The organism is Nocardia sp. NBC_01329, from assembly GCF_035956715.1.
In the GTDB taxonomy this organism is placed as follows: domain Bacteria; phylum Actinomycetota; class Actinomycetes; order Mycobacteriales; family Mycobacteriaceae; genus Nocardia.
Genome location: NZ_CP108381.1, coordinates 5,910,029 through 5,935,692 on the forward strand (window position 1 = coordinate 5,910,029; position 25,664 = coordinate 5,935,692).

The 25,664-nt window shown below is 67.1% G+C and carries 25 protein-coding genes, 1 tRNA gene and 2 pseudogenes; 15 read left to right on the forward strand and 13 right to left on the reverse strand.

Going from position 1 to position 25,664, the window contains the following annotated elements; all coding sequences use genetic code 11:
• Positions 1-118: 118 nt before the first annotated feature.
• Entirely contained in the window at positions 119-721 is a 603-nt protein-coding gene (locus tag OG405_RS26815) for an alpha/beta hydrolase family protein (protein WP_327149180.1), read from the forward strand.
• Between the two features lie 52 nt (positions 722-773).
• Here OG405_RS26815 and OG405_RS26820 read toward each other — a convergent pair whose 3' ends face one another.
• The 3 genes from OG405_RS26820 to OG405_RS26830 all read right to left on the reverse strand — a co-directional run bounded on the left by OG405_RS26820 (position 774) and on the right by OG405_RS26830 (position 3,933).
• A complete protein-coding gene (locus tag OG405_RS26820) occupies positions 774-1,439 on the reverse strand; it encodes a class I SAM-dependent methyltransferase (protein WP_327149181.1) in 666 nt (221 codons plus the stop codon).
• Positions 1,440-1,474: 35 nt separating this feature from the next.
• Complete coding sequence (locus OG405_RS26825) at positions 1,475-2,731, reverse strand: erythromycin esterase family protein (protein WP_327149182.1); 1,257 nt, start codon at positions 2,729-2,731, stop codon at positions 1,475-1,477.
• Between the two features lie 95 nt (positions 2,732-2,826).
• The gene (locus tag OG405_RS26830) at positions 2,827-3,933 is read right to left on the reverse strand and encodes a DUF4185 domain-containing protein (protein WP_327149183.1); all 1,107 of its coding nucleotides are present in this window, start codon (positions 3,931-3,933) and stop codon (positions 2,827-2,829) included.
• 304 nt (positions 3,934-4,237) lie between these two features.
• On the opposite strand from OG405_RS26830, the gene OG405_RS26835 reads away from it, so the two are divergent.
• Positions 4,238-5,758, forward strand: a complete 1,521-nt coding sequence (locus OG405_RS26835) for an acetyl-CoA acetyltransferase (protein WP_327149184.1) — start codon at positions 4,238-4,240, stop codon at positions 5,756-5,758.
• Positions 5,758-6,522, forward strand: coding sequence for a crotonase/enoyl-CoA hydratase family protein (locus OG405_RS26840; protein ID WP_327149185.1), 765 nt, complete (start codon positions 5,758-5,760; stop codon positions 6,520-6,522). Before OG405_RS26835 ends, OG405_RS26840 begins: the two co-directional genes overlap by 1 nt.
• 41 nt (positions 6,523-6,563) lie before the next feature.
• Here the strand turns inward: OG405_RS26840 and OG405_RS26845 are convergent, their stop codons facing one another.
• The 4 genes from OG405_RS26845 to OG405_RS26860 form a co-directional block, all read right to left on the reverse strand.
• Positions 6,564-7,244, reverse strand: a complete 681-nt coding sequence (locus OG405_RS26845; protein ID WP_327149186.1) for a PAS and ANTAR domain-containing protein — start codon at positions 7,242-7,244, stop codon at positions 6,564-6,566.
• Between the two features lie 116 nt (positions 7,245-7,360).
• Positions 7,361-7,732: an anti-sigma factor antagonist gene (locus OG405_RS26850; protein WP_327149187.1), complete on the reverse strand. Its 372-nt coding sequence runs from the start codon at positions 7,730-7,732 to the stop codon at positions 7,361-7,363.
• Positions 7,733-8,160: 428 nt separating this feature from the next.
• Positions 8,161-8,388 (reverse strand): hypothetical protein, encoded by a 228-nt coding sequence (locus tag OG405_RS26855; RefSeq protein WP_327149188.1) that lies wholly within the window; start codon positions 8,386-8,388, stop codon positions 8,161-8,163.
• Between the two features lie 250 nt (positions 8,389-8,638).
• Complete coding sequence (locus OG405_RS26860) at positions 8,639-9,454, reverse strand: alpha/beta fold hydrolase (protein ID WP_327149189.1); 816 nt, start codon at positions 9,452-9,454, stop codon at positions 8,639-8,641.
• A 234-nt stretch (positions 9,455-9,688) separates the two neighbouring features.
• On the opposite strand from OG405_RS26860, the gene OG405_RS26865 reads away from it, so the two are divergent.
• From OG405_RS26865 to OG405_RS26890, 6 genes and pseudogenes are all read left to right on the forward strand, one after another.
• Positions 9,689-10,024 (forward strand): hypothetical protein, encoded by a 336-nt coding sequence (locus tag OG405_RS26865; protein WP_327149190.1) that lies wholly within the window; start codon positions 9,689-9,691, stop codon positions 10,022-10,024.
• A 71-nt stretch (positions 10,025-10,095) separates the two neighbouring features.
• Positions 10,096-10,242 (forward strand): annotated as a pseudogene (locus OG405_RS29305) (cadherin repeat domain-containing protein); the annotation flags it as partial.
• 483 nt (positions 10,243-10,725) lie between these two features.
• Entirely contained in the window at positions 10,726-11,235 is a 510-nt protein-coding gene (locus OG405_RS26875; protein WP_327149192.1) for an NADPH-dependent FMN reductase, read from the forward strand.
• 11 nt (positions 11,236-11,246) lie between these two features.
• On the forward strand, positions 11,247-11,744 hold the full coding sequence (locus OG405_RS26880) for a flavin reductase family protein (protein ID WP_327149193.1): 498 nt from the start codon (positions 11,247-11,249) through the stop codon (positions 11,742-11,744).
• A 155-nt stretch (positions 11,745-11,899) separates the two neighbouring features.
• Positions 11,900-12,703, forward strand: a complete 804-nt coding sequence (locus OG405_RS26885; RefSeq protein ID WP_327149194.1) for an alpha/beta fold hydrolase — start codon at positions 11,900-11,902, stop codon at positions 12,701-12,703.
• Between the two features lie 175 nt (positions 12,704-12,878).
• Positions 12,879-13,199 (forward strand): DUF7677 family protein, encoded by a 321-nt coding sequence (locus tag OG405_RS26890; RefSeq protein ID WP_327149195.1) that lies wholly within the window; start codon positions 12,879-12,881, stop codon positions 13,197-13,199.
• A gap of 391 nt (positions 13,200-13,590) precedes the next feature.
• Here OG405_RS26890 and OG405_RS26895 read toward each other — a convergent pair.
• Both OG405_RS26895 and OG405_RS26900 read right to left on the reverse strand, forming a co-directional pair.
• Positions 13,591-13,664 (reverse strand) — tRNA-Gly (locus tag OG405_RS26895).
• A gap of 99 nt (positions 13,665-13,763) precedes the next feature.
• Complete coding sequence (locus tag OG405_RS26900) at positions 13,764-14,135, reverse strand: VOC family protein (RefSeq protein ID WP_327149196.1); 372 nt, start codon at positions 14,133-14,135, stop codon at positions 13,764-13,766.
• An 89-nt stretch (positions 14,136-14,224) separates the two neighbouring features.
• Between OG405_RS26900 and dcd the strand changes: the two genes are divergently transcribed.
• Positions 14,225-14,800: a dCTP deaminase gene (dcd, locus tag OG405_RS26905; protein WP_327149197.1), complete on the forward strand. Its 576-nt coding sequence runs from the start codon at positions 14,225-14,227 to the stop codon at positions 14,798-14,800.
• A gap of 30 nt (positions 14,801-14,830) precedes the next feature.
• Here the strand turns inward: dcd and OG405_RS26910 are convergent, their stop codons facing one another.
• A complete protein-coding gene (locus tag OG405_RS26910; protein WP_327149198.1) occupies positions 14,831-15,400 on the reverse strand; it encodes a TetR/AcrR family transcriptional regulator in 570 nt (189 codons plus the stop codon).
• A gap of 96 nt (positions 15,401-15,496) precedes the next feature.
• On the opposite strand from OG405_RS26910, the gene OG405_RS26915 reads away from it, so the two are divergent.
• Positions 15,497-16,003 carry a hypothetical protein gene (locus OG405_RS26915; protein WP_327149199.1) on the forward strand — a complete coding sequence of 169 codons (507 nt, stop codon included), beginning with the start codon at positions 15,497-15,499 and terminating at the stop codon, positions 16,001-16,003.
• A gap of 28 nt (positions 16,004-16,031) precedes the next feature.
• Here OG405_RS26915 and OG405_RS26920 read toward each other — a convergent pair whose 3' ends face one another.
• Positions 16,032-16,478 carry a hypothetical protein gene (locus OG405_RS26920; RefSeq protein ID WP_327149200.1) on the reverse strand — a complete coding sequence of 149 codons (447 nt, stop codon included), beginning with the start codon at positions 16,476-16,478 and terminating at the stop codon, positions 16,032-16,034.
• A gap of 292 nt (positions 16,479-16,770) precedes the next feature.
• Here OG405_RS26920 and OG405_RS26925 point away from each other — a divergent pair, with 292 nt between their 5' ends.
• From OG405_RS26925 to OG405_RS26935, 3 genes and pseudogenes are all read left to right on the forward strand, one after another.
• A complete protein-coding gene (locus OG405_RS26925; RefSeq protein ID WP_327149201.1) occupies positions 16,771-18,087 on the forward strand; it encodes a helix-turn-helix domain-containing protein in 1,317 nt (438 codons plus the stop codon).
• Positions 18,088-18,336: 249 nt separating this feature from the next.
• Positions 18,337-19,590, forward strand: a complete 1,254-nt coding sequence (locus OG405_RS26930) for a pyridoxal phosphate-dependent aminotransferase (protein ID WP_442790618.1) — start codon at positions 18,337-18,339, stop codon at positions 19,588-19,590.
• Positions 19,591-19,913: 323 nt separating this feature from the next.
• Positions 19,914-21,176 (forward strand): annotated as a pseudogene (locus OG405_RS26935) (YibE/F family protein); the annotation flags it as partial.
• Between the two features lie 409 nt (positions 21,177-21,585).
• Here the strand turns inward: OG405_RS26935 and OG405_RS26940 are convergent.
• Both OG405_RS26940 and OG405_RS26945 read right to left on the reverse strand, forming a co-directional pair.
• On the reverse strand, positions 21,586-23,277 hold the full coding sequence (locus OG405_RS26940) for an Hsp70 family protein (protein ID WP_327149203.1): 1,692 nt from the start codon (positions 23,275-23,277) through the stop codon (positions 21,586-21,588).
• Between the two features lie 156 nt (positions 23,278-23,433).
• A complete protein-coding gene (locus OG405_RS26945; protein WP_327149204.1) occupies positions 23,434-24,756 on the reverse strand; it encodes a UDP-glucose dehydrogenase family protein in 1,323 nt (440 codons plus the stop codon).
• 180 nt (positions 24,757-24,936) lie between these two features.
• Here OG405_RS26945 and OG405_RS26950 point away from each other — a divergent pair, with 180 nt between their 5' ends.
• On the forward strand, positions 24,937-25,467 hold the full coding sequence (locus tag OG405_RS26950; RefSeq protein WP_327149205.1) for a YdcF family protein: 531 nt from the start codon (positions 24,937-24,939) through the stop codon (positions 25,465-25,467).
• Positions 25,468-25,664: the final 197 nt, after the last annotated feature.

Below are 25,664 nucleotides of genomic sequence, written 5' to 3' on the forward strand. Positions count from 1 at the left end.
GCGAACCGCGCCCGAAAGCGCTCCACTCGCCCGCAATGCCCGTAGCACCATACATTCGCCGCCGCCGCGTGCGGATCGTCGCCGGGGTCCGCCCCACCGCGCCCGGCTAGGGTGGGGCGTGCGGATCGAGACGAACTCAGGGCCCGCCGAGGCCGAGATCGACTACCCGGATACTCCGGCGTTCCTGCTGGTCTTCACCCATGGTGCGGGCGGCGGTGTGGACTCCGCGGATATCCTGACGGTGCGCGATACCGCATTGGCCGCCGGTGGGGTGGTGGCCCGGGTCCTGCAGCCCTACCGTGTCGCCGGGCGCCGTGCACCCGGTAAACCCGAGCCGCAGGACCGGGCCTGGGTGGAAGTGGTCGCTGCGCTGCGATCGCGGACCGGACCGGAACTGCCGCTGGTACAGGGCGGGCGTAGCAACGGCGCGCGGGTGGCGTGTCGGACGGCGACAGAACTCGGCGCGCGCGGGGTGGTCGCCCTCTCGTTCCCGCTGCACCCGCCCGGTAAGCCGGAGAAATCCCGCCGCGACGAACTGCTGGCCGCAGGCGATGCCGAGGTAGTGGTGATCAACGGCGGTAGCGACCCGTTCGGAATCCCGGACGCCGGGGACGCGGCCGAAGTGCGGGTGATAGCGGGGCAGCCGCATGCCTTCCGGAAGGGTTTCGACACCATCGCCGAAACCCTCGCGCCCTGGTTCCGGCAGTGGAGTTCTCGATAGGACCCCGCGGGCGGTCCGGACCGGACTTCGCTCCGCCGTCGTCGGACCCGCGCTACCGCTCCCGCGTGGATTTCGTCGCCACGACCAGGGCGTCGATCGCATCCCCGCTCTCGGTCGGGCGCAGTACCTCTCGGGCTGTGTCGATGTCGAGCCCGGAATCGGTGCCCAGATCGGCCACCACGTCCTCGGCGGTGAAGAGGACCGCCGGATCCTGGGGACCCCCGTACCCCCGCGCCGGGTTCTCGCTGTGATGGCCGAGGACCAGGAGCATCCCTCCGGGAGCGAGCGAATCGGCGGCCCGCCGTAGCAATCTCCGGCGCTCGGGCGCCGGAAGATGCAGGAATACCAGCAGGATCAGTTCCCACGGGCCGCCGATGTCGAGCGCGGGATCGGTGAGATCCTGGCACTGCCAGGTGATCCGTTCCCGGATCGACCGGGTCAGCCGGGTCGCCACCGTACGTCCCTTGTCGATGCCGGCCTGCGAGAAATCGATACCGTGCACCCGCCAGCCGTGCGTGGCCAGCCACAGCGCGTTCCGCCCCTCCCCGCAGGCCAGGTCCAGTGCGCGGGGTAGTTCGGGCACCTCGCCGTCGGGTCCGGGCCGGCGTGGCACGCGCCGCTCCAGACCGTGCACGAACTCCACGACCGTGTTGTTCGGGGGCGCACCCCACACCAGTTCGCTCTGCACGTAGCGCGCATCCCATTCGGCCGCCTTCATACGGCCCAGTGTATGGATGCGGCCGGGTCGCGGGTTCAGCCCGCGTCGGTTTCGGGCAGCCAGTGCACCGGTGTGGTTTCGCGGATATGGATGAGCGCGTCGAACGCGGCGCGCAGCGATTCCACCCGGAAGCGCGCTTCCTCGTCCCGGGCCGGGTCGTATATGCCGCTGATCACCCGGAGTTGGGCGGGTGCCGATGTCCAAGCCCGGACCTCGGCGGGGATTTCGTCGCCGAAGACGACGAACCAGGCGGGTAGATCGACGGTGCCGAAGGTGGCGTCGGCCAGTTCGGGATGCGGAACCGGTGCGTGCGTTGTTCCGAGGTCACCGTGGTGGAAACCTATCCCTACCGACCGATAGGCCGGACCGAAACGTGCGCGCAGATGGCTGCCCTCGGTCCGCATCCGCGCTGCCGCGGTGCCTCCGACAGCAGGGTCGGTCGCGGCGGTGTGGGCGATCCCATCCCAGTAGACGATCCGCGCACCGGTGTGCTCGTAGTGGTCGATCAGGGTCTGTGCCGGCGCCGGTTCGCCGCCGCCGAAGCCGCCACGCCCGGCCACGCTGTGCTCATGGAAATCCACGATCGAGCGGAGGAGTCCGAGCGCGGTGGCGAATTCGGCGGTAGCGCCGGGATCCGCCGATCGGGGCAGCGACTTCAGTAGCGCGAGCGCGTCCCGGGCGTCTTCGGCGAAGGGGCGACCCGGATGTATGCCCTGGTGATGTTGTACATGCTCGTCGATCCGGTGCGCGGTGCGGATCGGGGTCAGCTTCGACTCCAGTTCCGCCAGTCGCGTCGGCGCCCAGCGGCGCGTGTAGGTGAGGACGTCGTCGTAGTCGGCGGGTTCGGCCGCCGGGGGTTGCACACCGATGATGCCGACCTGGTCATCGGGATGTTCGAGATTGTGAGCCCGAATCCATTCGAGGGTCGCCACAGCGTCGCCGGTACGCCAGGGCCGCCACGCGCCGGCGAGTGCGGCGAGCGGATCACCTCCGGTGCGCACGTAGGCGTCGAGCCGGGCGCCTGATCGGGCGTTGTCCTGGATGGCCAGGGTCCGGAAACCGTGTTCGGTGACCAGTGCCCGGAAGATTCGGTCCCGGACGCCGTAGGTCTGCCGGGAGAAGCGGGTGGATTCACCGAGCCCGACCACCGTGGCCGTGGCCAGGCGGTCGGTCAGTTTCCGCAGATCCGGTCCGGTATCGGTGGAATCGGTGCCGAGTATGGGCTGCGCCGCGCTGCGCAGCCACTCGTGCACCGGCTCGCTGGTGCCGGTCGAGGTCGAGGTGGTCGTCACGAGGACTCCTGGTGTCTGGAGCGGGTATCGCGGACCAGCCTCTTACCTCAATCATTGTTCAGGTCAAGCCGTGGATATGCGCCGAACCGGGAATCTCACAACCGGGTGCGCATCAGAACGACGTTGTACTGGTTGTGCAGGGTGGTGAGGAAGTACAGATCGCTTCCGGTCTGATAAGGAAAAATCGAGGGTGCATAGGCCGTCGGCAATTCACGATTATCGATCAATACTCGCGGTTCACTCCAGGGTCCGGCCGGTGCGGGCGAGGTTCGCATGACCACCGAGTTGAACGGATCGGTGGTGAGGGAAACGTATTGCCCGAGATAGTCGTTCCACATCACCGACAGTTCGCCGACACCGTGCATGATCGGCCTGGCGGCATTCACATCGCCGCGTTTCCAGCCGCCGCCGTCCCAGTATTCATAGGCGGCCAGGTCCTGGATCTCCGGCTCCCGCACCCGGGATACGTATGCGGCATTGTCGCGACCCGATGCGGTGCCGTAGAGATAAACGTAACCAGCGTCCTTCAAAAGGGCATTCATCTGAAAATTACGGTTCGCGCCCTCGTTCGGACGGCGAGTGAAGGCGAGATCGGCCCAGGTTTCCCCGTTATCCGCCGAAGCGGCCAGTCCGGAGTAATTGGTCGTCCAATCGCCGGGGGTGTCCCATGTTTTCACCGACATGAGACTCATGTACTGCACACCGCCCACCGAGATACCCGCGGTGGGAATTCGGCTGATCTCCAGCAGTGGGATCTTCGGGCTCGGGATAAGGTCCCTGGCCTGGCCGAACACGTCCCGGACGACGCTGTCGAAGTAAATTCCCTGACGCGGATCGACGGTATGGCTGCGGAGCAGTACATTGCTGCGCCACGCCCACATACTGCCCGCGAGAAGATTGGGAAAACCGACTCCGGCGGTATCGCCGAAAGCGGTCAGCATTTCGCCCTGACCGTTGTCCCACATGATGCCCAGGTCGGTCCCGAGCATGTTGTAGTTCTGGGTTCCGTTCGGGCTGGCCATACCCGTCACCTGGAAAACGGCCCGGGTGGCCCCGTGTAACTGGGGGAGCCCATTGGTGCCGTTCAGCACGGGAATCGGATTGATGGCGTTGGGATTAGCGGTGGCCGGTGCGGTGACCGCAATGAGTGCGGCCGATGCGCTCGCCAGCACAGACACAAGTAAAGATCGGGTTCTCTTCAAGTCCGTCGGACCTCCGGGTCATGTCAAAGACGCCGCGGTCTTATCCGGTGCGTCTCGATGGATACACGGAACATTTCGACTGGCTGGCAGAACGCGGACATGTTAGCAGTGGATTCGGCCTGATCAGACGCATTGTCGGCGGTTCTGCGCGGGTGTCATTCGTAGCCCCCGTGGCGGCCGTGGCCGGGCCCGCGCGGTGTCGCGCCCGGGCGTTGGCCCACGGACGACATAGATCACTCCATGGTCTAATCGAAAGTTAACCGCCGATTTCAGCGGGAGACTTCAGCGAGGAAGCGGAGGACGCATGCTGCCAGCCGGAATGGACCCGCGCACACCGGTGCTCGTCGGCGTCGGACAGGTCGTGCACCGATCCGGTGAACCGGGCCTGCCCGGACCCGTCGAGCTCGCGGCCGAATCACTACGCCGCGCCGGTGCGGACAGCGGGACCGGGGATGCGCTGCTGCGTTCGGCGGATGTGATCGCTTCGGTGGCACCGGTGAGCCGCCAGTACGCCGACCTGGGCACATTGGTCGCGGCCGAGCTGGGTGCCACCCCGAAGCAGACCGTGCAGTCGGCACCCTACGGCGGTGACGCCCCCCAGCGGCTGCTGAATCTGCTGGCGAGCGAGATAGCCGAGGGCCGCTCGGATATCGCGTTGCTCTGCGGTGCCGAATCGGTCGCCTCGTGGAACATCGCCAAACGGTCCGGCACCGATCCGGGCTGGCCGGACCAGGACGAGAACGCGCACCCTGACCGGATCATCGGCACCGACGACGCCCCCGGCACCGATATGGAGACCGCGGCCGGTCTGTGGGGCCCGAGCTATGTGTACGCGCTGATGGAATCGGCCTTGCGTAACCGGCTCGGCCTCGACGAGCAGGCCCATCTGGCCCGGATCGGCGGGTTGTGGTCGCGGTTCTCCGCGGTGGCGGCGCGCAACCCGTACGCGTGGTTGCCCCGGGAACGCGGCGTGAGCGAACTGATCACCTCCGGACCGGACAACCGGATGGTCTCTACTCCGTACCCCAAACTGTTGATGGCGAACCTGACGGTCGACCAGGGCGCTGCGCTGATCCTGTGCAGTGCCGCCGCGGCGGACGCGGCGGGGGTCTCGCGGGATCTGTGGGTCTTCCCGCACGGCGGCGCTACCGCCACCGATACCTGGTTCGTCTCCGAGCGCACCGATATGGCCGCTTCTCCGGCGATCGCCGCGGCCGGCCGGGCGGCGCTGGGTGGCGCGGGAATCGAGATCGACGATATCGCGCATATCGACCTGTACTCGTGCTTTCCGGTGGCCGTCCAGGTCGGCGCGGCAGCCCTCGGACTGCGCATCGACGATCCGGCGCGGCCGCTGACCGTCACCGGCGGGCTGACCTTCGGCGGCGGGCCCGGCAACAACTACAGCACCCACGGCATCGCGGCCATGGCCGCGATTCTGCGACGCAACCCCGGTGACTACGGCCTGACCACTGCCTTGGGCTGGTATATCACCAAGCACGGTGTGGGTGTCTACTCGGCGAAACCGCCGGCCCGGATGTTCCGACCGGTGGAGGCCGAAGTACCGGTCGCCCGGCGGGCGACCGCGCCCGGTTACACGGGACCGGCGGTGATCGAGGCCTACACGGTTCCGCACCGGAAGAGCAGCGCGGGCGATGAACCCGAAGCGGTCGTGGCAAGTGCTCTGAACCCGGCCGGTGCCCGCATACTTGTCCGGGCGACGGATAGCGAGACCATCGCGGCGGTCACAGCGGCCGACCGCTTGGGCGCCGCCATCGATATCACCGCCGCCGACCGTTTCATTCTGCGTAGCGAGAGGACCGCCTGATGACCGACACCGTGCTCCTGGACCGGTGCGATGCGATAACCGTGCTCACGGTGAACCGGCCCGCGGTGCGTAACGCCATCGACCTGGCCACCGCCAAGGCGATCGAGGCGGCGCTCGACGAGTTCGAGGCCGACGATTCGGCCCGAGTCCTCGTATTCACCGGAGCCGAGGGAACTTTCAGCGCCGGAATGGATCTGATCGCCATGTCGCGCGGTGAGGTTCCGGTCACCGAGAAGCGTGGTCCGCTCGGTATCGCCGCGGCGCCGCCGGTGAAGCCGATGATCGCCGCGGTCGAGGGATTCGCCCTCGCCGGTGGTTTCGAACTCGCACTGTCCGGTGATCTGATCGTCGCCGCGCGGGACGCGAAATTCGGTCTGCCCGAGGTGAAGCGGGGACTGGTGGCGGCGGCCGGTGGCGTGATGCGGCTGACCCAGCGGCTGCCGCGCAGTATCGCGGCCGAGTTGGCGCTCACCGGCGGACGGATCAGTGCCGAGCGTCTGTACCAGCTGGGCCTGGTCAACCGAGTGACCGAACCGGGTGAGGCCCTGGAGGTCGCGCTGGAATTGGCCGGGGAGATCGCGGCCGCGGCGCCGCTCGCGGTGGCCGCCAGTAAGCGGATCATCGACGAAACTCCCGGCTGGACCTCGGCGGAGGGTTTCGCGAAGCAGGGGGAGATCGCCCTTCCCGCCCTGGTTTCCGAGGACGCGGCCGAGGGCGCGCTGGCCTTCGCGGAAAAGCGCGACCCGGTCTGGCAGGGACGCTGAGCGCTTACCTGCCGGAACTCACCGCGAGGCCGAGAGACGTGTCATGACGAGCGTTCCGCCTGGTCGACGCCCCTATCCGCGGTGCGGTCCGGGAGTTCGTGAGCGGTGAGCAGCAGGTGGTCGAAGCGGGTGCGGGTCTGCACCGCCACGCCACCGAACTCGACGAGGCCGGCGACGAGCTTCTCGGCCAGGACCCGCAGCTTGGTGTTGGTTTCCTGGGACCGCCACACCAGTACATCGAATGCCTTCTCGGCCGGGATCGCATACATCGCCATCACGGCGCCCTTGGCCTGTTCGATCGCGGAGCGCGCTTCCACGATCTCCGGCATCGCCTCGTCGATCACCTGGGTACGGATGCTGGCCGCGGTGTCGGAGACATCGATGTAGAAGCCCATGGTGCCGATCGACGCGCCGGACCCGTCGCGCATCTCATCGCTCACCACCAGGACATGATGCTCGGCGCCGCCGGCATCGAGGATGCGGTGCCGGGAACAGTAGGGCTGCCCGGCATCCACGACCGCCGACAGCACGTCGGCTACCTGATCCCGGTCATCAGGGTGTTTGTGCTTCAACAGAAGATCGATGGTCAGTTCGACCTCGCCAGGGTTGTAGCCGTGCAGAGCCGCGACCTCGTCGGACCATTCCCAGCGCTGCCCGTCGGCATAGAACCTGAAACCCCCCACACGCTGCGTTGCGGGGCTGGGGTTCGGCTGGATGGTCATAGGGTCTTCTCGATCACCACCCCAGTATTGCCGCTGCCCCGATCAGCCGATCGCGCGACCTGTGCAAGTCCGAACGAAAGCAGAGGTCCGGCCGGTGGCCGGCAGCTACGGTGGGTTCAGGCCTGTAGCGCCTCATCGACGCTGTGATAGAGCGCGAGGAACTCCTCCAGCCCGGTGATCTCGAGCGGACGAACCACTGGCCGGTTGTGGTCGACGGCGATGCGCAGCGGCTGTCGGCGGTTCTCAGCAGTCCTGGCGGCTTTGAGTAAGGCGCTGAGGCCGTAGCCGCCCAGGAAACGCACAGCGGTCAGATCCAGGACGCAGAACCCGCCGCGGGTGTGGTCCAACCCCGTACGCACCGCCTGCATCAATTGGTGGGCGGTCGCGTGATCGACTTTCCCGTTCACCACCACGACCGCGACCTCGCCGGCCATCCGATGCTCGACCTGCAGCCCGGAAACCGCCGACGCATCCTCGCCTTCAGTCACCTATCAGACCTTATCCCTCAGAAGCCAGGTTGGTTGCTGCACCCACCCCTCACGTCTGATGTCGTATTCACAGTTCAGCGCACTGCCATGTTCGCCTCGCCTCTCACCACGTCGCCCCCAGAGCGTCAGGTGACGGTTCGACGTGGTGAACCGACATGAAGGATTCGAGACAATACGGGACGACGCCACATCAGCAGGTCCCGAGCGTGGCGGAAGCCAGTCCTGACATCGGCCGTGTTCACTCCTGGTCCCGGATTGCAGAACCGTAGGTGAGCGAAGCGGGGAAGCTTTCCGGGGTTCAGCGGCTTGGCGACCAGTCACCTGAGGCTGCGCAGATTCGGCTGGTGCCCTACGTTGGCTCGCGAAGTGGCCGCGCCGGCGTCCCGGCGCCGAAATCGTCCACGGAGGTTCGTACGGGGTGGTGCTGTTTACAGCATTCCGCCGGGGTTGTTGGTGGACCCGGTCTGCAGCAGCTGCAGCACCTGCGCCAGCTGGTTCGCAGATCCGGTGGCACCTCCGGTCCCCGGGGCGGTATCGGTAACCGGTGCCGCTGGGGTCAACTGCACCGGCGCCGCGGAGGCGGTCCCGGCCGCTGTACCCACGCCGGCCGCGGCGATGGAAACGGCGGCGACGACGGTGTTGATGCTGGATCTCACAGTGTTCGTATCATCGGTGTCCCACGTCGGGACAGATCGTTACACCCACAGTTGCTCAGCGGACGCAATTTCGTTACAGCGTGTATCCCAAGTCGCCGTACAAGGTCAACGGAAGCGGCCCGAACAACTGGCCATAAACCGTTTTCGGGCTCGATCGATCAACGCGGTGGCGCCGTCCTGTGCCCGGCCGCCACCACGGGCAGCGCCCTCAGCTGTGGTTACTCCTGTATCCGACGGTTTTCGGCGAGTACTACGGTGCCCCCCGGTGGCCGGCGTCGTCCCGCAGCGTGGGCAGCCAGTCCAGGAGGAGGCGGGCGCAGCCCTCTGGGTCGTCGTAGAAGGGCGTGTGCCCGCTACCCGCGAGCGTGATGTGCCGGGCACCGGGCAGCACCTCGCGAGCCCGACGGCTCTGCGTGGCATAGGTGAGCAGGATGTCGCGGTTACCCCAGGCGATCGTCACCGGTAGTCCGGCGAGAGCGGCGGAATCCCGCAATGCGGCGTCGGTGAACGACGCGAGGGCCGGGGAGAACCCCAGCGAATCGACCGCGCCACGTGCGGTATCCAGTGCGACCTGTGCGCTGACGGCCCACGGTTTACCGAAAACCAAGCCCAGGAAAGCAGTCCGGCCGACCGGGGTGGCGAGCACTTTCGCCATTGCCGGGCCCAGAACCCGGCCGAGCTTCGCGGCCTGTCCCAGCGCCTGCTGACACCAGATCCGGCCGGCGTTGTCCCAGAAGAAGATCGGCGAGAAAGCGGTGACCGAGCGGGCCAGGCCGCGGGCGCCCAGGTTCAGCGAGATTCCGCCGCCCATGGAATTTCCGGCCAAGTGGGGTCGGTCGATGCCCTGCTCGGTGAGGAAGGCGGCGAGCGCGTCGGTCAGCGTGTCGACGGTCGTGCGCGGAAGGGGTACGGATTCGCCGAAACCGGGGAGATCCACCGCGATCACATCGAAATGTTCGGCGAGCGTGCCGATGACCGGTTCCCATACCTGCCAGCGGCTACCGACCCCGTGGACCAGCACCAGCGGTTCACCGCGGCCTTCACGATGATGGTTGAGGATCGTCATATGCGCCGCTCTCCGATCGGGTCGCGATTCCGGGTTTCCAGACTAACAGCAGGCGGCAGCCCTCAGTTCGGTCCGCGCGCGGCCACACTGTGACTCACGTCGGAATTCGGGGCCCCGGGTTGCGTGCCGACTGTGACTGCGACTACACACATGCGTGGACGTCACGCGGGCGGCCGCGGGTATCTTTCCCCGGCCGACGCGGCGGCCGTGTGATACATCTGAGAGAGGAACCCGGTGCGGAAGACCCTGATTACCGCGACCTTCGTCATTCTGCCGTTGTTCGCGGCGGCCTGCGGTAGCGATACCGAATCCGCGCCTACGCTGACCGAAGCGGATCTTTCCAAATCCTTGCAGGAGAAAGGACTCCAGGATCCCGCCTTCGCCGACTGTGCCGCGCAACTGTACATCGCGGAGGGCATTTCGCAAGACGGCCTGCAAACCATGGTGGGTGACGAATTCGACACCCAGATGGCCGATCCGGAAACCCTCGGCATGAGCGAGGAAGACGCCGACAAAGCCCGGGCGGCGACCAACAAGATCGTCACCGAATGCCTCGGTAAGGCGCAGTAGCAGTAACTCGGAAATGATTCTCGCTGAGCGTAATACTGCTCTCGGGAATCACCTCCCAGCAGCATGCCTGCATGACACCACAGAATCCGCCCTTCGCCGTGGCCCGCACGGCCGCGGTGATCGGCGCCGACCCGGCGGGCGTCACCGCCGCGCTGGGGTTGCTCGACGCGGGGTTCGATGTCGCTCTCTACAGCGACCGTGACCAGAACGCGTTGCGCAATCGAACCCGGCCGGGCGTTCGGCCGGTCGCGGTGGCACCGCCCTCGGCGGGCCCACCCGGCGGCAGCCGTCGCCCCGGCCGGGCGTCACGACCCACCGGCCGTATCGCCTTCGACGGCTATCTCGGTGTCACGGTGGACAGTACGTTGGAGACCGCGGGCCGGATCACCTCCTTCGTGGAGCGGGGTGGGGCGTTTCTGGTGGAATCGGTGACCCCGGAATCGCTCGGCGCGATCGCGGCATCCACCGATCTCACCCTGGTCGCCACCGGACGGGGCCGGTTGGCCGCATACTTCCCCGCCGCCGCCGACCGTCCGGTACACCGCGGTTCGCCCCGATCGTTGAAGGGCCTGTACGTACTCACGCGGACGACCGGTTCCGATCGTGTCGAGTCGAACCCTCCCGCTGCCGGGCCCCGGATGGTGCACTGAGGACACAGCACCAGTCGAGTCCGGCCCGCGCCGGAGACAGGAGGCTCCGGCGTGACCGTGGCAGTAGTGGTCGGAAACCCGAAACCGGCATCTCGAACTCTTTCCGCGGCCGTCGGCCTCGCCACGGCGCTACGGCCGGATACCGAGCCCGCCGTCATCGACCTGGTCGAATTCGGGCCCGGTCTGCTCAACTGGGGCGATCCGGCCGTAACCGAGGCCACGCGCACCGTCGCTGCCGCCGAACTGGTGGTTTTCGCCAGCCCGACCTTCAAAGCCACCTATACCGGGCTCCTGAAACTGTTTCTGGAGCAGTTCGACGGCGGTACCGGGCTGGCCGGAGTGCTGGCCGTTCCACTGATGCTGGGTGCGGGGCCCGCTCATGCGCTCGCCCCGGATCTGCTGCTCAAACCGGTCCTGGTCGAACTGGGCGCGACCACCGCCCTGCCGGGGTTGTACCTCTCCGACCGGAGGTTCGCCGAGGACGGCGCGCTCGACGCGTACGCAGACCGGTGGCGACCGGTGGCGCGGGCGCTGTCGGCGGCGACAACCCATTCGAAGTGAAAGGGCGAATCATGAACGAGATCTTCGAAACCCCTGCCGACGGCACCGGTCTGCGCCGAGCCTTCGCCAACTTCCCGAGCGGGGTCGTCGCGGTCTGTGCCGATATCGAGGGAAAGCCGGTCGGACTGGCGGTCAGCACATTCGTCCCGGTCTCCCTGGATCCGCCGCTGGTTTCGTTCTGCATCCAGAACAGCTCGTCGACCTGGCCCGAACTGGTCGACGCGGGGTATCTCGGCCTGAGCCTGCTGGGCACCGATCAGCAGGAGGCGGCGCGCTCGCTCAGCTCCCGCACCGGTGATCGTTTCCGTGACCTGGACCTGCACGAGGGCACCGGCGAAGCACTGTTCATCCAGGGCGCGTCGGTATGGATCGAGGGGACGCCCGAAGCGCATGTCCCGGCCGGCGACCACACCGTGGTGATTCTGCGGGTCAACCGGCTGGCCATCCATCCGGATCGCGAACCTCTCGTCTTCCACGGCTCCCGCTTCCGCCTGCTGCACGCGAGCTGACGACGCAGCGGCCGGGACGAGCACGCGTATCGGACGGTGTCGCGTCGCGGTACTCGGGGGCAGAACCCGGGCGTCGCGCAATACTCGGTGGCATGAGTCGGCGAAACGGCGGCAATTCGCTGGAGGAGTGCTCCCGGCTTTGCGAGAGTAGCCGCATGCCCATATTCGCCAGCGAACCGCCCGCGTCCTTCGAATCCTTCGACGGGACCAGGATCTATTACCAGCGGGTCGGGTCGGGGTCACCGGTGATCATGATCCACGGCTCCGGTGGCGGGCTGCATTCGTGGCAGCCGGTGGCCGAATATCTGGCCGACCGGTTCGAGTTGTGGCTGCCGGCCCGTCGCGGCTACGCGCCGAGCGGACCCGGTCACGCGCCCAAGCACTATGCCGACGAAGTACGCGATCTAGGGATGATCATCGAGATGATCGGCCGCCCCGCGCATCTGGTGGGTATGTCCTACGGCGCCACGGTCGCCCTGCACGCCGCGGCCGCCGGACTCCCGGTCCGATCGCTGGCGCTGTGGGAACCACCGCTGTACGCCGCGGGGGCCGAGCTGGCACCGGTGCTGGTCCGGTTCGACGAGCTCATCACGAACGGCGACCGAGGCCGGGCCGTCCGGCTGCTCGCGGAGCAGGTTTCCCGGGTTCCGTCGTCGCTACTGGAGGCCGTCGGCGAGACCGAACCGGACGAGCACGAACCCGACGACTCCTACGGGTGGAGCCGGGATCTCGAATCGATGATCGCCGATACGGCCTATCTCGATCGCTGGGCCAGCTTGACCACCCCGACGCTGCTGATGCGGGGCTCGGACACTTGGGAGCCGATGCCGGAGACCGTCGAGCGGCTGGCGACGGGTATGCCGCACGCGACACTCGAGACTTTTCCCGGGCAGATGCATTTCGCGCCGTCGACGATCCCCGAAACAGTGGCGAGAACCCTCGCCGGATTCCTGTATTAGGCCCGCAGGACCGGCGCCACCTCGATATTCGAAACACATTGCGCTGAAACGACTCTCGTGCGCCACGCCGTGGCGCAATCGTGCGCCGGCGATCTCCGGGGTAGGTGGGCTTTCACTCGGCTGATCGGGTGCAGTGCCCGTATTCCCTAGATCTTGTCAAGGTGGTGCAGGCGCCATGCATGATGTGCTGGTGGGACATCTCTCGGTCGACGTGCGTGCTTCGCTCCGGCTCTTCGCCTTCTACTTGGCGAACGGCACCCTCGACCTCGACCTGCTCGACGATATCGACTACCGCCCAGCTGTCTTCGAATTCGGTTCGTCTCTGGAGCAGGTCTTCGCTATCTACACCAATGTGCTGCAAGTCGATGTGGATGGCACGGTGCTCAACGATGGGGATGCGCAGTACCGCGTCGCCCAATGGATTCGCGCCCGCTGCGATCCGAACTACGAGGTCGAGCCGCCGTTCCAGGATTGGGAGACCGAACTCCACCTTTGAAGAACCAGCGCCCATGGTTCTCGATGCGAGGTTTACGCCATCTCGGCAACTCGACGAAACCGGACCACAACCAGTTGACTGAGCTGGGTGCCGGCCGATTCGTGTGCGACTGCGGGAGGTAAGTCGGGTACGGCTCTCGTCGTGCCCACACTTCTGCTCCCTGCGCTGGGGTGAGGCGTCGGCGTTGTTCCGTGGTGACTTCTCCGACGATGTGTCATCGGTCCGGAGCAGCAAGGCGCTGGTTGAAGTTTCGGGTAAAGGGCCGCACCGGGGCGTAGTGGCACGTGTGTGGCACAGCGGCATTGTGGAGTCCGGCCGGAACGGGAATCCAGCACTGGGGAGGTGGGGCAGATGGCGCGGGTGATCAGCGCATATACAGAGCATGTGATGGTGGAGCCGGTGACGGGAATCGAACCCGCGCCATCTGCTTGGGAAGCAGAAGTTCTACCATTGAACTACACCGGCCTGCGCCCACAGGCGCGAAGGGCAGCTTAGCAGAGGGCGGGCGTGAGCCGTAAATTTTCGGCCCGCTCCTCGCAGCAGTTGCTGCGCCGGCTGCGTCGGTCAGCGTTCGGACCAGACCCCGAGCCGGTTGCCGCTGGGGTCGGCGAAGTGGAAGCGGCGGCCGCCGGGGAAGTCGAAGGGGCCTTCGGTCACCGTGCCGCCCGCCGCTCCGACCGCGCGCAGGGTGGTGTCGAGGTCCTCGGAGTAGAGCAGAACCAGTGGGCCGCCGGTGGGGACTTCGTCGGCAGTGGCCAGACCACCCGCTTCGCCTTCGGAGCCGTCGAAGCGGCGGATACCGGCATAAGCGGGGCCGTAGTCGTTGAACTCCCAGCCGAACGCCGACCGGTAGAACCGTTTGGCGGCGTCGAGGTCGGTGACCGCGAGTTCGATGTAGTCGATGCCGTGATGGGTGTGTGCGCTCGTCTCGGACATGACCGGAGTATGCCCGCCGGATACGACAGGAAACGAGACCTCGAGGACCGGGGGGCTTCACGCCGCGGGGCGGTCGCTACGCTCGTGGCGTGCTGCTTTCCGATCGTGACATCCGGGCGGAGTTCGCCGCCGGGCGGTTCGGGCTCGAACCGTTCGAGGACAACCTGGTCCAGCCGTCCAGTATCGATGTGCGGCTGGACCGGATGTTCCGGGTCTTCAACAACACTCGCTATACCCATATCGACCCGGCCCAGCGCCAGGACGAGCTGACCAGCCTGGTGGAGCCCGCCGAGGGCGAGCCGTTCGTGCTGCATCCGGGTGAGTTCGTGCTCGGATCCACCTTGGAGGTGTGCACCCTGCCCGACGATCTGGCCGGGCGGCTCGAGGGCAAGTCGAGTTTGGGACGGCTGGGGCTGCTCACGCATTCGACGGCGGGGTTCATCGATCCCGGATTCAGCGGTCACATCACCCTGGAACTGTCGAATGTCGCGAATCTGCCGATCACGCTGTGGCCGGGGATGAAGATCGGTCAGTTGTGCCTGTTCCGGCTGGCCAGTCCGGCGGAGAATCCGTACGGCAGCGCGGGCACCGGATCGAAGTATCAGGGGCAGCGCGGGCCGACGCCGTCGCGGGCGTACCTGAATTTCACGGCACCCGATCACTGACCGGGCACTCGATCCGTCGACCGGGTGCTGCTACCGATCTCCCGTGAGGTGCGAGCCGAGCACGAGATCGGCGGTCCGGCTCATCACCTCGGCTCGGTCGGTGCCGTCGAGTGGATCGGCGGCCAGGAAGTGCATACCGATGCGGGCGCAGAAGGCGAGCAGGCTGCGGGCTTCGATTTCGACCGGGTCGGTGAAGTAGGTGCCGATCATCTCGCGCAGTAACGCCATACGCTGATTGTCGACCCGGCGCAGCCGGGCGGCCACCTCGTCGTCGCGGCGGGCCCAGTCGCGGATCGCCAGATCGATGGGCAGCAGCTCCGGGGACAGGGTGAGCGCGCCGGCCCGCTGGATCTTGGCGCGCGCATCGCCGCCTTCGCGGGTGACGCTTTCCAGTACATCGTCGATACTGCGCCGCTCCCAAGCGTCCAGCATCGCCGCGAGCAGCGCGTTGCGGTCGGCGAAGTATCCGTAGAAACCGCCCTTGGTGACGCCGAGCGATTTCGCGAGCGCTTCGACGCGGACGGCGTCGGGGCCGCCGCGGGCGAGGGCGCGCAGCCCTTCGTCGATCCAGTCGGCGGTCGTGGTCCGTACGGCGCCCACGTTGTGCCTCCAATCACAGAAACAGATATATACGCCACCGTATACTCGCGCTAACGTTGATATACGTAAGCGTATAACAGGAGGTTGGTGGCAGAGATGACCGACAATTCTCAGAACCGCCCGGCCCCGGATCGGCCCGATCCGGTAGCGGCCCGGCAGTGCGAGATCACCGAATCGGCCCGAGCGCGCAGCGGTATGACCGCCTACGACTACGCCGATCAATTCGTGCTGTTCACCGGCCTCGCCGCGACCCCGCACGAGTGGGCGCGCGCCGCCCTGGACGAGGCGGCGGGGGCGAAGGGGCAGTTCGTCTGGCGCGTCGTACTGGGCCTGCGGCTCACCCGCCGTTCCGGGATCGAGCAGGTCGCCGGGTGGCGGATCGCCGACCGCGGCGACTCCTGGATCACGCTCGAGGCGCGATCGTGGTTGTTCGTCGGCCGGCTGGTGGTCGAAGTCCTGGACGGGTCCGTTTCCCTGGCCTGCTTTCTCCGCTACGAACGGCCGCTGGGTGCGCGCGTCTGGGGCGCCGTATCTCCCGCGCACCGCCGGGTCGCACCGCTACTGCTCACCGATGCGCGGCGACTCCTGCCCGAACGGTCGTGACGCCGCCCGGCGCGGGAACGAGCCCCGGTCATTCCGCCGCGCCGCCGGCCAGGAGCGCCGCGTTGATCACCGAGGACAGCGGCGGTAGCAAACCGTCGCGTACCGGTGGTACCACCCAGTTGCAGCCCTCACGGTTCCACCGGCCCAGGCCGGTGGGCAGCATGACCGCACTGCCCACCCCGGGGATATCGATTTCGATACGCTGCAGCATCTCGACAACTTCCGGGTCCGGCCGGCGATCCGGATAGGCCAGGAAGCTCCAGCGGATCTGCCGGGCCAGCATGGGAACTCGGATATCCCGGGAATCCAGTAGACCGCGGACCGCTCGGGCACGTTCGGTGGGCAGATGGACGACGCAGGCCCGGCTGGTGATCGGCAGCATCACGAATCCGCCGCGTTCGGTGGCCGGTAACCCGAATTCGTGACGATAGTAAGCGGCCCAGTCGTCGACCGTTCTGAGCTTTTCCACGTTCACGGTGAATCCCCTTGCCTCCTGCTGCCGAACTTCCCTGGCATGCCGGGCCACGGCCTGTGCCGGTCTCGCCGACCTGTCTTTTCCAGGATCGCGCCCGGGGCGGCGCGTCGGGAACGCCTACACGCTCGCGTTCCACTGCCCTTGCGCTGCCATTCGCAGTGGTGGTGAATTTCCCTGTGGTTGCAGTCACATTCGGCTCGTACCCTAGGAGAGGAAATCGTTCGGAAAGGGTGACAACGTGGTCGGCCAGTGGTCTGGAAGGGAGGCTCGGGCGCTTCGCGAGGCCAAGCGGATGAGTATCCGGGAGTTCGCGGCACATCTGGGTGTGCACGAACGACTGGTATCCAAATGGGAGGCCGGGGGCGACCGGGTGCATCCGCGTCCGGTCAATCAGGCTGCCCTCGACACCTGTCTCGCCAGATCCGACGATATCGAACGGGTCCGGTTCGCGGCGTTGACCGACCCCGACCCCGGCCCGCGCGTGGACGCCGGCCGGTTCGCCGCGCCCAGCGGATATTCCAATGACGCCGAACTCCTGGCCCTCATCGATACCGGTGCGGCCCGCGGGGAGGGCCTGGCGGCGATTTCGGAGAAGGATCTCATCATGGCGGCAGCGCACGAGGCGAGCGAACACGCGGGCCGGGCGGAAGGCACTAATATCGGTCCGAGCACACTCGATCAGCTCGACGCCGATGTCACTCGGATCGCCAACGATTACGTGCACACGCCGCCCATGCCGATGATGGTGGAGATGCTGCGGGTGCGGCGCCGGGTGTACCGGCTGCTGGAGGGTCATCAGCGACCGTCGGACGCCGGCCATCTATACCTGCTGGCGGGTTCTTTGTCGGGATTGCTCGCCAACGCGAGTACCGATCTCGGCTATCTCGATGCCGCCGGGGAACAGATCCGGGCCGCCTGGGCATATGCGGAAATAAGCGGCCACAACGGGTTACGTGCCTGGGCGCGCGGTATGCACGCCCTCATCGAATACTGGTCCGGACGCCCCCACCGGGCGCTGCAGTTGGCACAGAACGGCCAGCAATACGCGGATTCGGCCACCGCCGCAGTGCGCCTGCACAATATCGAGGCCCGTATCTGGTCGAAGATCGGCAGTACTGCCGATACCGAACGGTGTATCGGGCGTGCGGCCGACGCCGGTTCCGCGGGTGGCGCCGACAGCCTGCACGACGAGGTGGGCGGTGTATTCGGCTTCTCCGACGCCAAGGCCTCCTATTACGCGGGCGCGACCTATATCCACCTCGGTATGGCCGAACCCGCGCTGGTTGCGACCGAACGTACGATCGAGCTCTACCGCACCGGCCCTGCACGGCAGCGGTCCTACGGGGCCGAATCCCTGGCGCGGGTCGATTCGGCCGCGGCACATCTGATCAACGGCAGCCTCGACGGCGCCGCCGCGGCGCTGCAGCCGGTCCTCGCGCTCGCCGAGGACAAGCGGATCGCCCAATTGGAGGAGCGGCTCACCGGTCTGCGCCGCCGGATCTGTGCCCCGGCCTTCCACGGGGTGGCCGAAGCCCGGGCGCTGGACGAGCGGATCGAGGAATTCTGCGGATCGACCGCTACCCGCAGTCTGCCGCCGGGGACCGGATAATCCACTACTTCCCGGTGGCGACCCCACCGGGAGCGGGCATGCCGGTCACTGGGCCGATGGCACCGTAATCGTTCTGCGGATCCGGGAGCGGTCGCGGCCCGCAGCAGCTCACCGGCATCGGCCTCGCGGCGAAAACCTCGCGGCTCCCCGGTGACTGCCCCGCCCAGCTCTCCGCTGCCTCCCCTTCAGTGGTAACGGTACTGCACCGGGCCGGGGCGGCCCGGATATCAACTTGTCCCTGGTGGCACCATGGATCGGGTGAGTACTGGCCATTCGCACCCCGCGCCCCGGATTCTGGAGCAGTCGAAGAAGCTGCAGAATGTCGTCTACGAGATCCGTGGACCGGTACACGCACACGCGACACGGCTCGAATCCGAGGGACACCGGATCCTGAAGCTCAATATCGGTAATCCCGCGCCGTTCGGTTTCGAGGCGCCCGATGTGATCATGCGGGATATGATCGCCGCCCTGCCGACCGCGCAGGGCTATTCCGAGTCCAAGGGGATCCTGCCCGCGCGCCGTGCCATCGTCACCCGCTACGAGCTGGTACCCGGTTTTCCGGAGCTCGACGTCGACGACGTCTACCTCGGTAACGGGGTATCCGAACTGATCACCATCACCATGCAGGCGCTGCTGGACAACGGGGACGAGGTGCTGATCCCGGCCCCCGACTATCCGCTGTGGACCGCGATGACCAGCCTCGCCGGTGGCACTCCGGTGCACTACCTGTGCGACGAGGCCATCGGCTGGCAACCCGATATCGCCGATATCGAATCGAAGATCACCGATCGAACGAAGGCGCTGTTGGTGATCAACCCCAACAATCCGACCGGCGCCGTGTATTCGGCCGAGGTGCTCCAGCAGCTGGTGGACCTGGCCCGCAAACACCAACTGCTGCTGCTGGCCGACGAGATCTACGACAAGATCCTCTACGACGACGCCAAACATATTTCCCTCGCGACGCTGGCGCCCGATCTGCTGTGCCTCACCTTCAACGGTTTGTCGAAGGCCTACCGGGTGGCCGGATATCGGTCCGGCTGGCTGGCCATCACCGGCCCGAAAGAGCACGCTGCCGGGTTCCTGGAGGGGGTGGATCTGCTCGCATCGTCGCGGTTGTGCCCGAATGTTCCCGCGCAGCACGCTATTCAGGTGGCGCTCGGCGGTTATCAGAGCGTCGAGGATCTGATCCTGCCCGGTGGGCGGCTGCTGGAGCAGCGGGATGTGGCCTGGGAGCGGTTGAATGCGATTCCCGGCGTGTCGTGCGTGAAACCCAAAGGCGCACTTTATGCGTTCCCTAGGCTGGATCCCGAAGTCCACGAGATCCGCGACGACGAGAAGCTGGTTCAGGACCTGCTGCTGCAAGAGAAGATCTTGATGGTGCAGGGCACCGGTTTCAACTGGCCGAACCACGATCATCTGCGCATCGTGACCCTGCCCTGGGCGCGCGATCTTGCCGTTGCCATAGAACGTTTCGGCAATTTCCTCGCGGGTTATCGACAGTAGCGAGGCGGGTAACTTCGGGTCAAAACAGACCCTTCGTCCGGATTAAGCCCAATTTTCCGAACCCTCTGGCACAAAAGAGGATCCTGTGTGTACAGTGGTCCTCGGCACTCAAAGTGCCCGGCCAGGTTGTCTACCCCCCCTGGGCAACCTGGTCCTCGGGTTAGGCCGCCTACCCCCCTGGGCCGCCTGCCCGCGGGCGGCGGAGACATCCCCCTGCTCTCCGCCGCCCCTTCCCGAGATCCTCGGAGCAATTCAGCGTAATCGCAGCGTAAGCCCCTATCTGCCGTTCATCGGCCGTCGGTGAATCCTCTAGGCTGACCGGGGTGAGCGACCACCATCACCATCACGACCACTCCCGGCCGATCGCCATCGGCGCGACCGCGGCACGCGTCGTGATCGGTCTGCTGGTCGCCATCGGAATCGTGGTCGTCATCTCGACAATCGCCCTGTGGCCCGACCGGCAGCAGGTCGAGATCCCGCTCCCCATGCAGAACGCCGACGGGTCCGCGGTGGTGACCGAAGCCGGCAAGGTTATCCGGCAAGACCTCGGTGCGTGTGGTAGTTCGTCCATCGGCCGGGTTTTCGAAGGCGAACCTCGACCGCCCGCGATGCAGGTCTACGACTGCCAGCGCAGTCTGATCGTCATCGAATCCGGTCCGCACGAGGGTAAGCACACGCTCCTGGAGATCGCGCCGGGCCCTGGACAACCCGATCTCGCGGCCGGTGACGATCTACGGATCGTGCGCCAGGCCGGGCCGGACGGGACACCACTGTATTCGTTCGACGACTATGCGCGCGGGCTCCCGCTGGCCCTGATCGTGCTGGCCTTCGTCGTGGTGATCATCGTCGTCGCGCGCTGGCGCGGGGCCCGCGCATTGCTCGGACTGGTCTTCGCGTTCGCGGTGCTGGTCGTCTTCCTGCTCCCCGCACTGTTGGACGGAAAACCCGCCATACCGGTCGCACTCGTCGCAGGCTCGTTGATCCTGTACGCGGTCCTCTATCTGGCACACGGGGTGAATCTGCGCACCAGTTCCGCGCTGCTGGGCACCCTCACCTCCATGGTGGTCGCGGCCGTGCTGTCCTGGCTGACCATCGAGGCGACATCCCTCACCGGTTTGTCCGAGGAACAGAACACCAATGTCGCGACCTATATCGAGCACGTCAGCATCACCGGTCTGCTGCTGGCCGGTTTCATCATCGGCTCGCTCGGTGTGCTCAACGATGTGACCATCACTCAGGCTTCGGCAGCGTTCGAACTCGCGGAACTCGACAAGAAGGCCACGCGGCGTGAGGTGTTCACGGCCGCCATGCGGGTGGGGCGTGACCATATCGCCAGCACCGTCTACACCCTGGTACTCGCCTATGCCGGTGGCGCGCTACCGCTGCTGCTGTTGTTCAGTGTGGCGGGCCGCCCGATCCGCGATGTGCTGGTGGGTGACGCAGTGGCCATCGAGATCACGCGGTCCGCGGTCGGCGGTATCTGCCTGGCGCTGTCGGTTCCACTGACCACCGGTATCGCGGTCATGCTCGCCCGGCCGTTCGGCAACAAGCCGGCCCGCGGTCCGGCCGGGTCTCCGCGGCGGTCCACTGCGGGCCGCCGCGCGGATACGGGTACGCACCGCAAGATCCCACGCGCGGGCGCGGGTTCCGAAGGTGCCGGTGCGCGTAACCGATCCGACGGTCGTGGTTATCGGCCGTGGCCCACGACCGGGGAACAACCGCGAGTGCCGCGCACCGGGCCCGGTGATCAGCGCCAAAGCCCGCGCACCGATGAGACGCCGGCCACGCGGGGTGGGCAGTACGGGCCACCGCGGTCCGCGCGGCGATACCCCGCGCCCCCGGAGACCGGGGACCAGCAGGCCGGACCGCCGCGTCCGGACAACCAGCGACCCTGGAGCGGGGAGCAGCGCCCGGCCCGGCGGCCGCGCCGGCCCGGACCGGGGTACGGCGAGAGCTGATTCCGGTTCGCCGGCCTGCCCGGGCGGGTCGGTCCGTTCAGCGGTTGGGCGGTGGCGGAAACAACGGGGGAATAGTCGGGACGACGATCGGTGGCAGCCCCGGGACCTGGAAGGTGTTCGGGCCGTTGGTGGTCGTCGGTGCCTCGGTCTCCTGAGGTGCGGCCACCGGAGGCGGCTCCGCCAGCGATTCGTGCTCCGACGCGGGCGTCAGCGAGGCGCCCGCCATTCCGGGACGAGCTGAGGGGGTGGCCGCCGACGTCGGCGGCGGCGAGGTCGTACCTTCGACGGTGGTCGATTCCTGGCGGAACATGTGCTGGCCGTAGCCGAGCCCGATACCGATCGCGGCCACCACCGCCAGGGCACTCACCGCGACCGCCGCGGCACCGAGTTCACGATGCCGGCGATGCGGGGGCTCGCCGAACGACCGCCGGGGCAGCAGCTTCTGCGGGATCCGCAGCGCGATGGTCGGCGGATCCTCCTCGGGTGAGAGTTCCGGTACTGCCGCAGGAGCCGGGCGCGATACCGGGTCCGGTGTGGCACCACTCGGGTACTTGTCGGTACCGATCGAAGTGGTGACCTGGACAGTCGGCGCGGTAGCGGCGGCCGCACCGGTCCGCAGAACGGAGGCTGCCGGAAGGCCGACGGCGGTACCGGCGGGCGGGCCGAAGATGCCCGGTTGCGGCATCGGGCTGCGCGGGGAAATCGCCGGGCCGGGGACACCGGCTTTCGACGCTGTGTCGTCCGGTGTCGGCGTGTGGTTCTCGGCAGCGAATACGCCGAACCGGCTCTCGTTCGGCGGGGTGTCGCCCGGAGTCGCCGTGGCCGGAGGCGCGGATTCGTTCGCACGTGCCGGTCCGATCGCCGGGCGCGGCTCCGGCGCCCGCTGCGCCAGCAGAGCGGCCCCACGGGCCGTCGCCGCCTCGGGTTCCGGAGGAACCAGGACCGGCACCTCCAGAATATCCCGCAGCGTGCGGCTGACCAGCGGGATCCGTACGCCACCGCCCACCGCGAGCACTGCTTGCACTTCCCGGCCGGAACGGCCGATGGCCTCGCGGGTGGAGCGGACCGACGCCTCGACGGCCCAAGTGACCAGCGCGGTGAAATTCTCTTGGGTGAGCAGCACCGGCCCGTAATCGCTGGGTAACGCGACGGCCGAAGTCGCCGAGAGCTTTTCCTTGGCAGAACGGCACAACGCGTCCAGCCGGGCCAGACCCGCCGGGTCGGGCGGATGGGCGATCCGGCCGGAGTTTATCTGCTGCTCCCGGATGAGCGAGTCGAAATATTCACCGCTGATATCGCCGGTGCGTTCGGTGTGCACGACCTGCCCGGAACCGACATCCACGATGGTGACCGACAGGCCGGAAGCACCCAGGTCGTAGACGCCGAGGGTGGTGATTCCGGCCAAGGCGCCGGAGGCGGTGGCGAATTCGAGTGTGGCCTCGATATCGGCCACTATGTCGTAATCGTCGAAACCGTGCTCGGCCATCGCCACCTGCATGGCCTCGGCCTGGAACTCGTCTCGGCAGGCCAGGACGGTCCGGACAATTTCGGGGTCGGAGTTCAAGGCGGCGGCGACCGAGAGAGCGGCTCGCTCGGCGCTCGGTGTCTCGGACGGGACGATGAAGGTCCGCAACTCGAATGTTTGCGGGTCGGGCGTCGCCGCGCCCGCAGGTGGACGCGCCAAGCGGATCGCGCCGGTCCCCACCGACACTCCCAGTGCTGAACTCATCGGCAGCCCATCCGTACTTCCCGCTTCACGATCTGCGAGCGTCGCCCGGTCGATGGTGACGGCTCATCCCCCGAACCACTCTTGTCGACAGTACCGCCCGGCCCCGTCGCCGCGGGAGGCAGCAATCGCTGCCGTGAGCCGACCGGCTCCACGACTCTACGGGGTGCCCAGCCCCGCGTACACCCATCCGGCCGAGCGCCAGGCGGCCCGATCGAGACAATTGCGGCCGTCGATGATGGAGCGAGCCCGCACCACACTGTCCAGATCTCGCGGCCGCAGCTCCACGAATTCGTTCCATTCGGTGAGTACCAGCACCACATCGGCACGTTCGCAGGCCTCCACCACCGAGGTGGCGTAATTCAGCGTGGGGAATACTCGACGAGAGTTCTCCAGGGCTTTCGGGTCGTAGACGGTGACGACCGCGCCGTGCAGCTGGATCATGCCGGCCACGTTCAACGCGGGAGAATCACGCACATCGTCGGATTCGGGTTTGAAGGCCGCCCCGAGCACCGCCACATTCGCGCCCAACAGGGAACCACCACAGGCACGGGCCGCCATATCCACCATCTTGGTGCGGCGACGCATATTGATGTTGTCGACCTCCCGCAGAAAAGCCAGCGCGTGGTCGGCACCTAGTTCCCCGGCCCGCGCCATGAATGCCCGGATGTCCTTGGGCAGGCAGCCGCCACCGAAACCGACTCCGGCATTGAGGAAGCGGCGGCCGATCCGGGCGTCGTAGCCGAGCGCGTCGGCCAGCACCGTGACATCGGCGCCGGTGGCCTCGCAGACCTCGGAGACCGCATTGATAAAGGAGATCTTGGTGGCCAGGAACGCGTTGGCCGATACTTTGACCAGCTCGGCAGTGGCCAGGTCGGTGAGCAGGAAGGGGACCTCGGCGGCGAGCAGCTCAGCGTAGAGCTCTTCGACGAGCTCGCGCACCCACGCCGACCGTTCCCGCTCCAGATCCACGCCGAGTACCAGCCGATCCGGCCGCAGGGTGTCCTTGACCGCGAAACCCTCGCGCAGGAATTCGGGATTCCACGCCACCTCGACGTCCACCGGGGACAGGGCGCGGGCGCGACGGCCGAGTTCGGCGGCGGTGCCCACCGGGACGGTGGATTTGCCGACGATCACCGCGGGGCGGGTGATGAGCGGAGCGAGCGTATCCACGACCGCGTGCACGTATTTCAGGTCGGCGGCGTACTCGCCCTTCTTCTGCGGGGTGCCGACCCCGAGGAAATGGACGTCGGCGTGCTCTGCCGCCTCGGCGTAGGAGGTGGTGAACCTGAGCCGGCTCGCATCGAGATTGCGGCGCAGCACCGCCTCGAGGCCCGGCTCGTAGAAGGGAGTCACCCCGTCGGAGAGTTTGGCGACCTTACCCGGGTCGATATCGACACCGACCACATCGTGTCCGAGTTCGGCCATACACGCTGCGTGCGTGGCCCCCAGGTACCCGGTTCCGAAGACTGTGCATCGCATGATCCAGTGGTAATCCTCGCCGGTGCACACACCAGAAAACCGAGGCGAGGTGCCGGGCAACAGAAGATGTACACCCGACGACGGTCGCCGCCGGGTCGCTGCCCGAGCGCTCTGCCTCGGCTCGGGCATACGCGGCCTGTGAATGTCTGTGGAGGGATGGTGCCCGATAGGATCGCGCCAGTGCGCCGCCGATTAGTCCTCGCCGCGGGGGTGGTCTCTGTCGTCGCGCTGGTGCTCGGCCTGTGGCCGGTGTATGTGAGTCCGCAACGTGAAGAGCCCGCACCGGCCGACGCCATCCTGGTGCTCGGCGGTGCCCACGACGGACGCGAAGAGCTGGGATTGCGCCTGGCCCGCTCGGGGTACGCACCGCGGGTGCTGATCTCCGACCCCTACGAGGACAGTCCGCTGGTGAACCGGATCTGCCACGGTGGGTACAGCTTCGAGGTGGTGTGCTTCGACCCTTCGCCGCGCACCACCCGCGGCGAAGGCCGCTACCTCGCCGAGCAGGCGCGGCAGCACGGCTGGGAGCGGGTCATCGTGGTCACCTTCACTCCCCACATCTCGCGGGCCCGGTTCGTTCTGGGGAAGTGCTGGGACGGACAGATGTTGTTCGTCGACGCCGGGCCCCGGTTATCGGTTCCACGCTGGGCCTACGACTATGTCTATCAATCCGCGGGGTACGCGAAGGCGATTTTCGAGGAATGTGTTTGATTGCGCCGCCTCCGGCTGCACGGGCTCGGTCGGTTCGTCGCGCCGGAAGCGGGGCGCCCCGGGGTGTGGCTGCTGACCTTCCGGGGAGTGGAACAGATGGGCCGGCCAGTTTTGATGGCATGCGCCTTCAGTTTGACCGGACGGCGGCGACCTGGCTACATTCGCACTAGCACCGGTAGTCGCCGGACCTGCTGCTA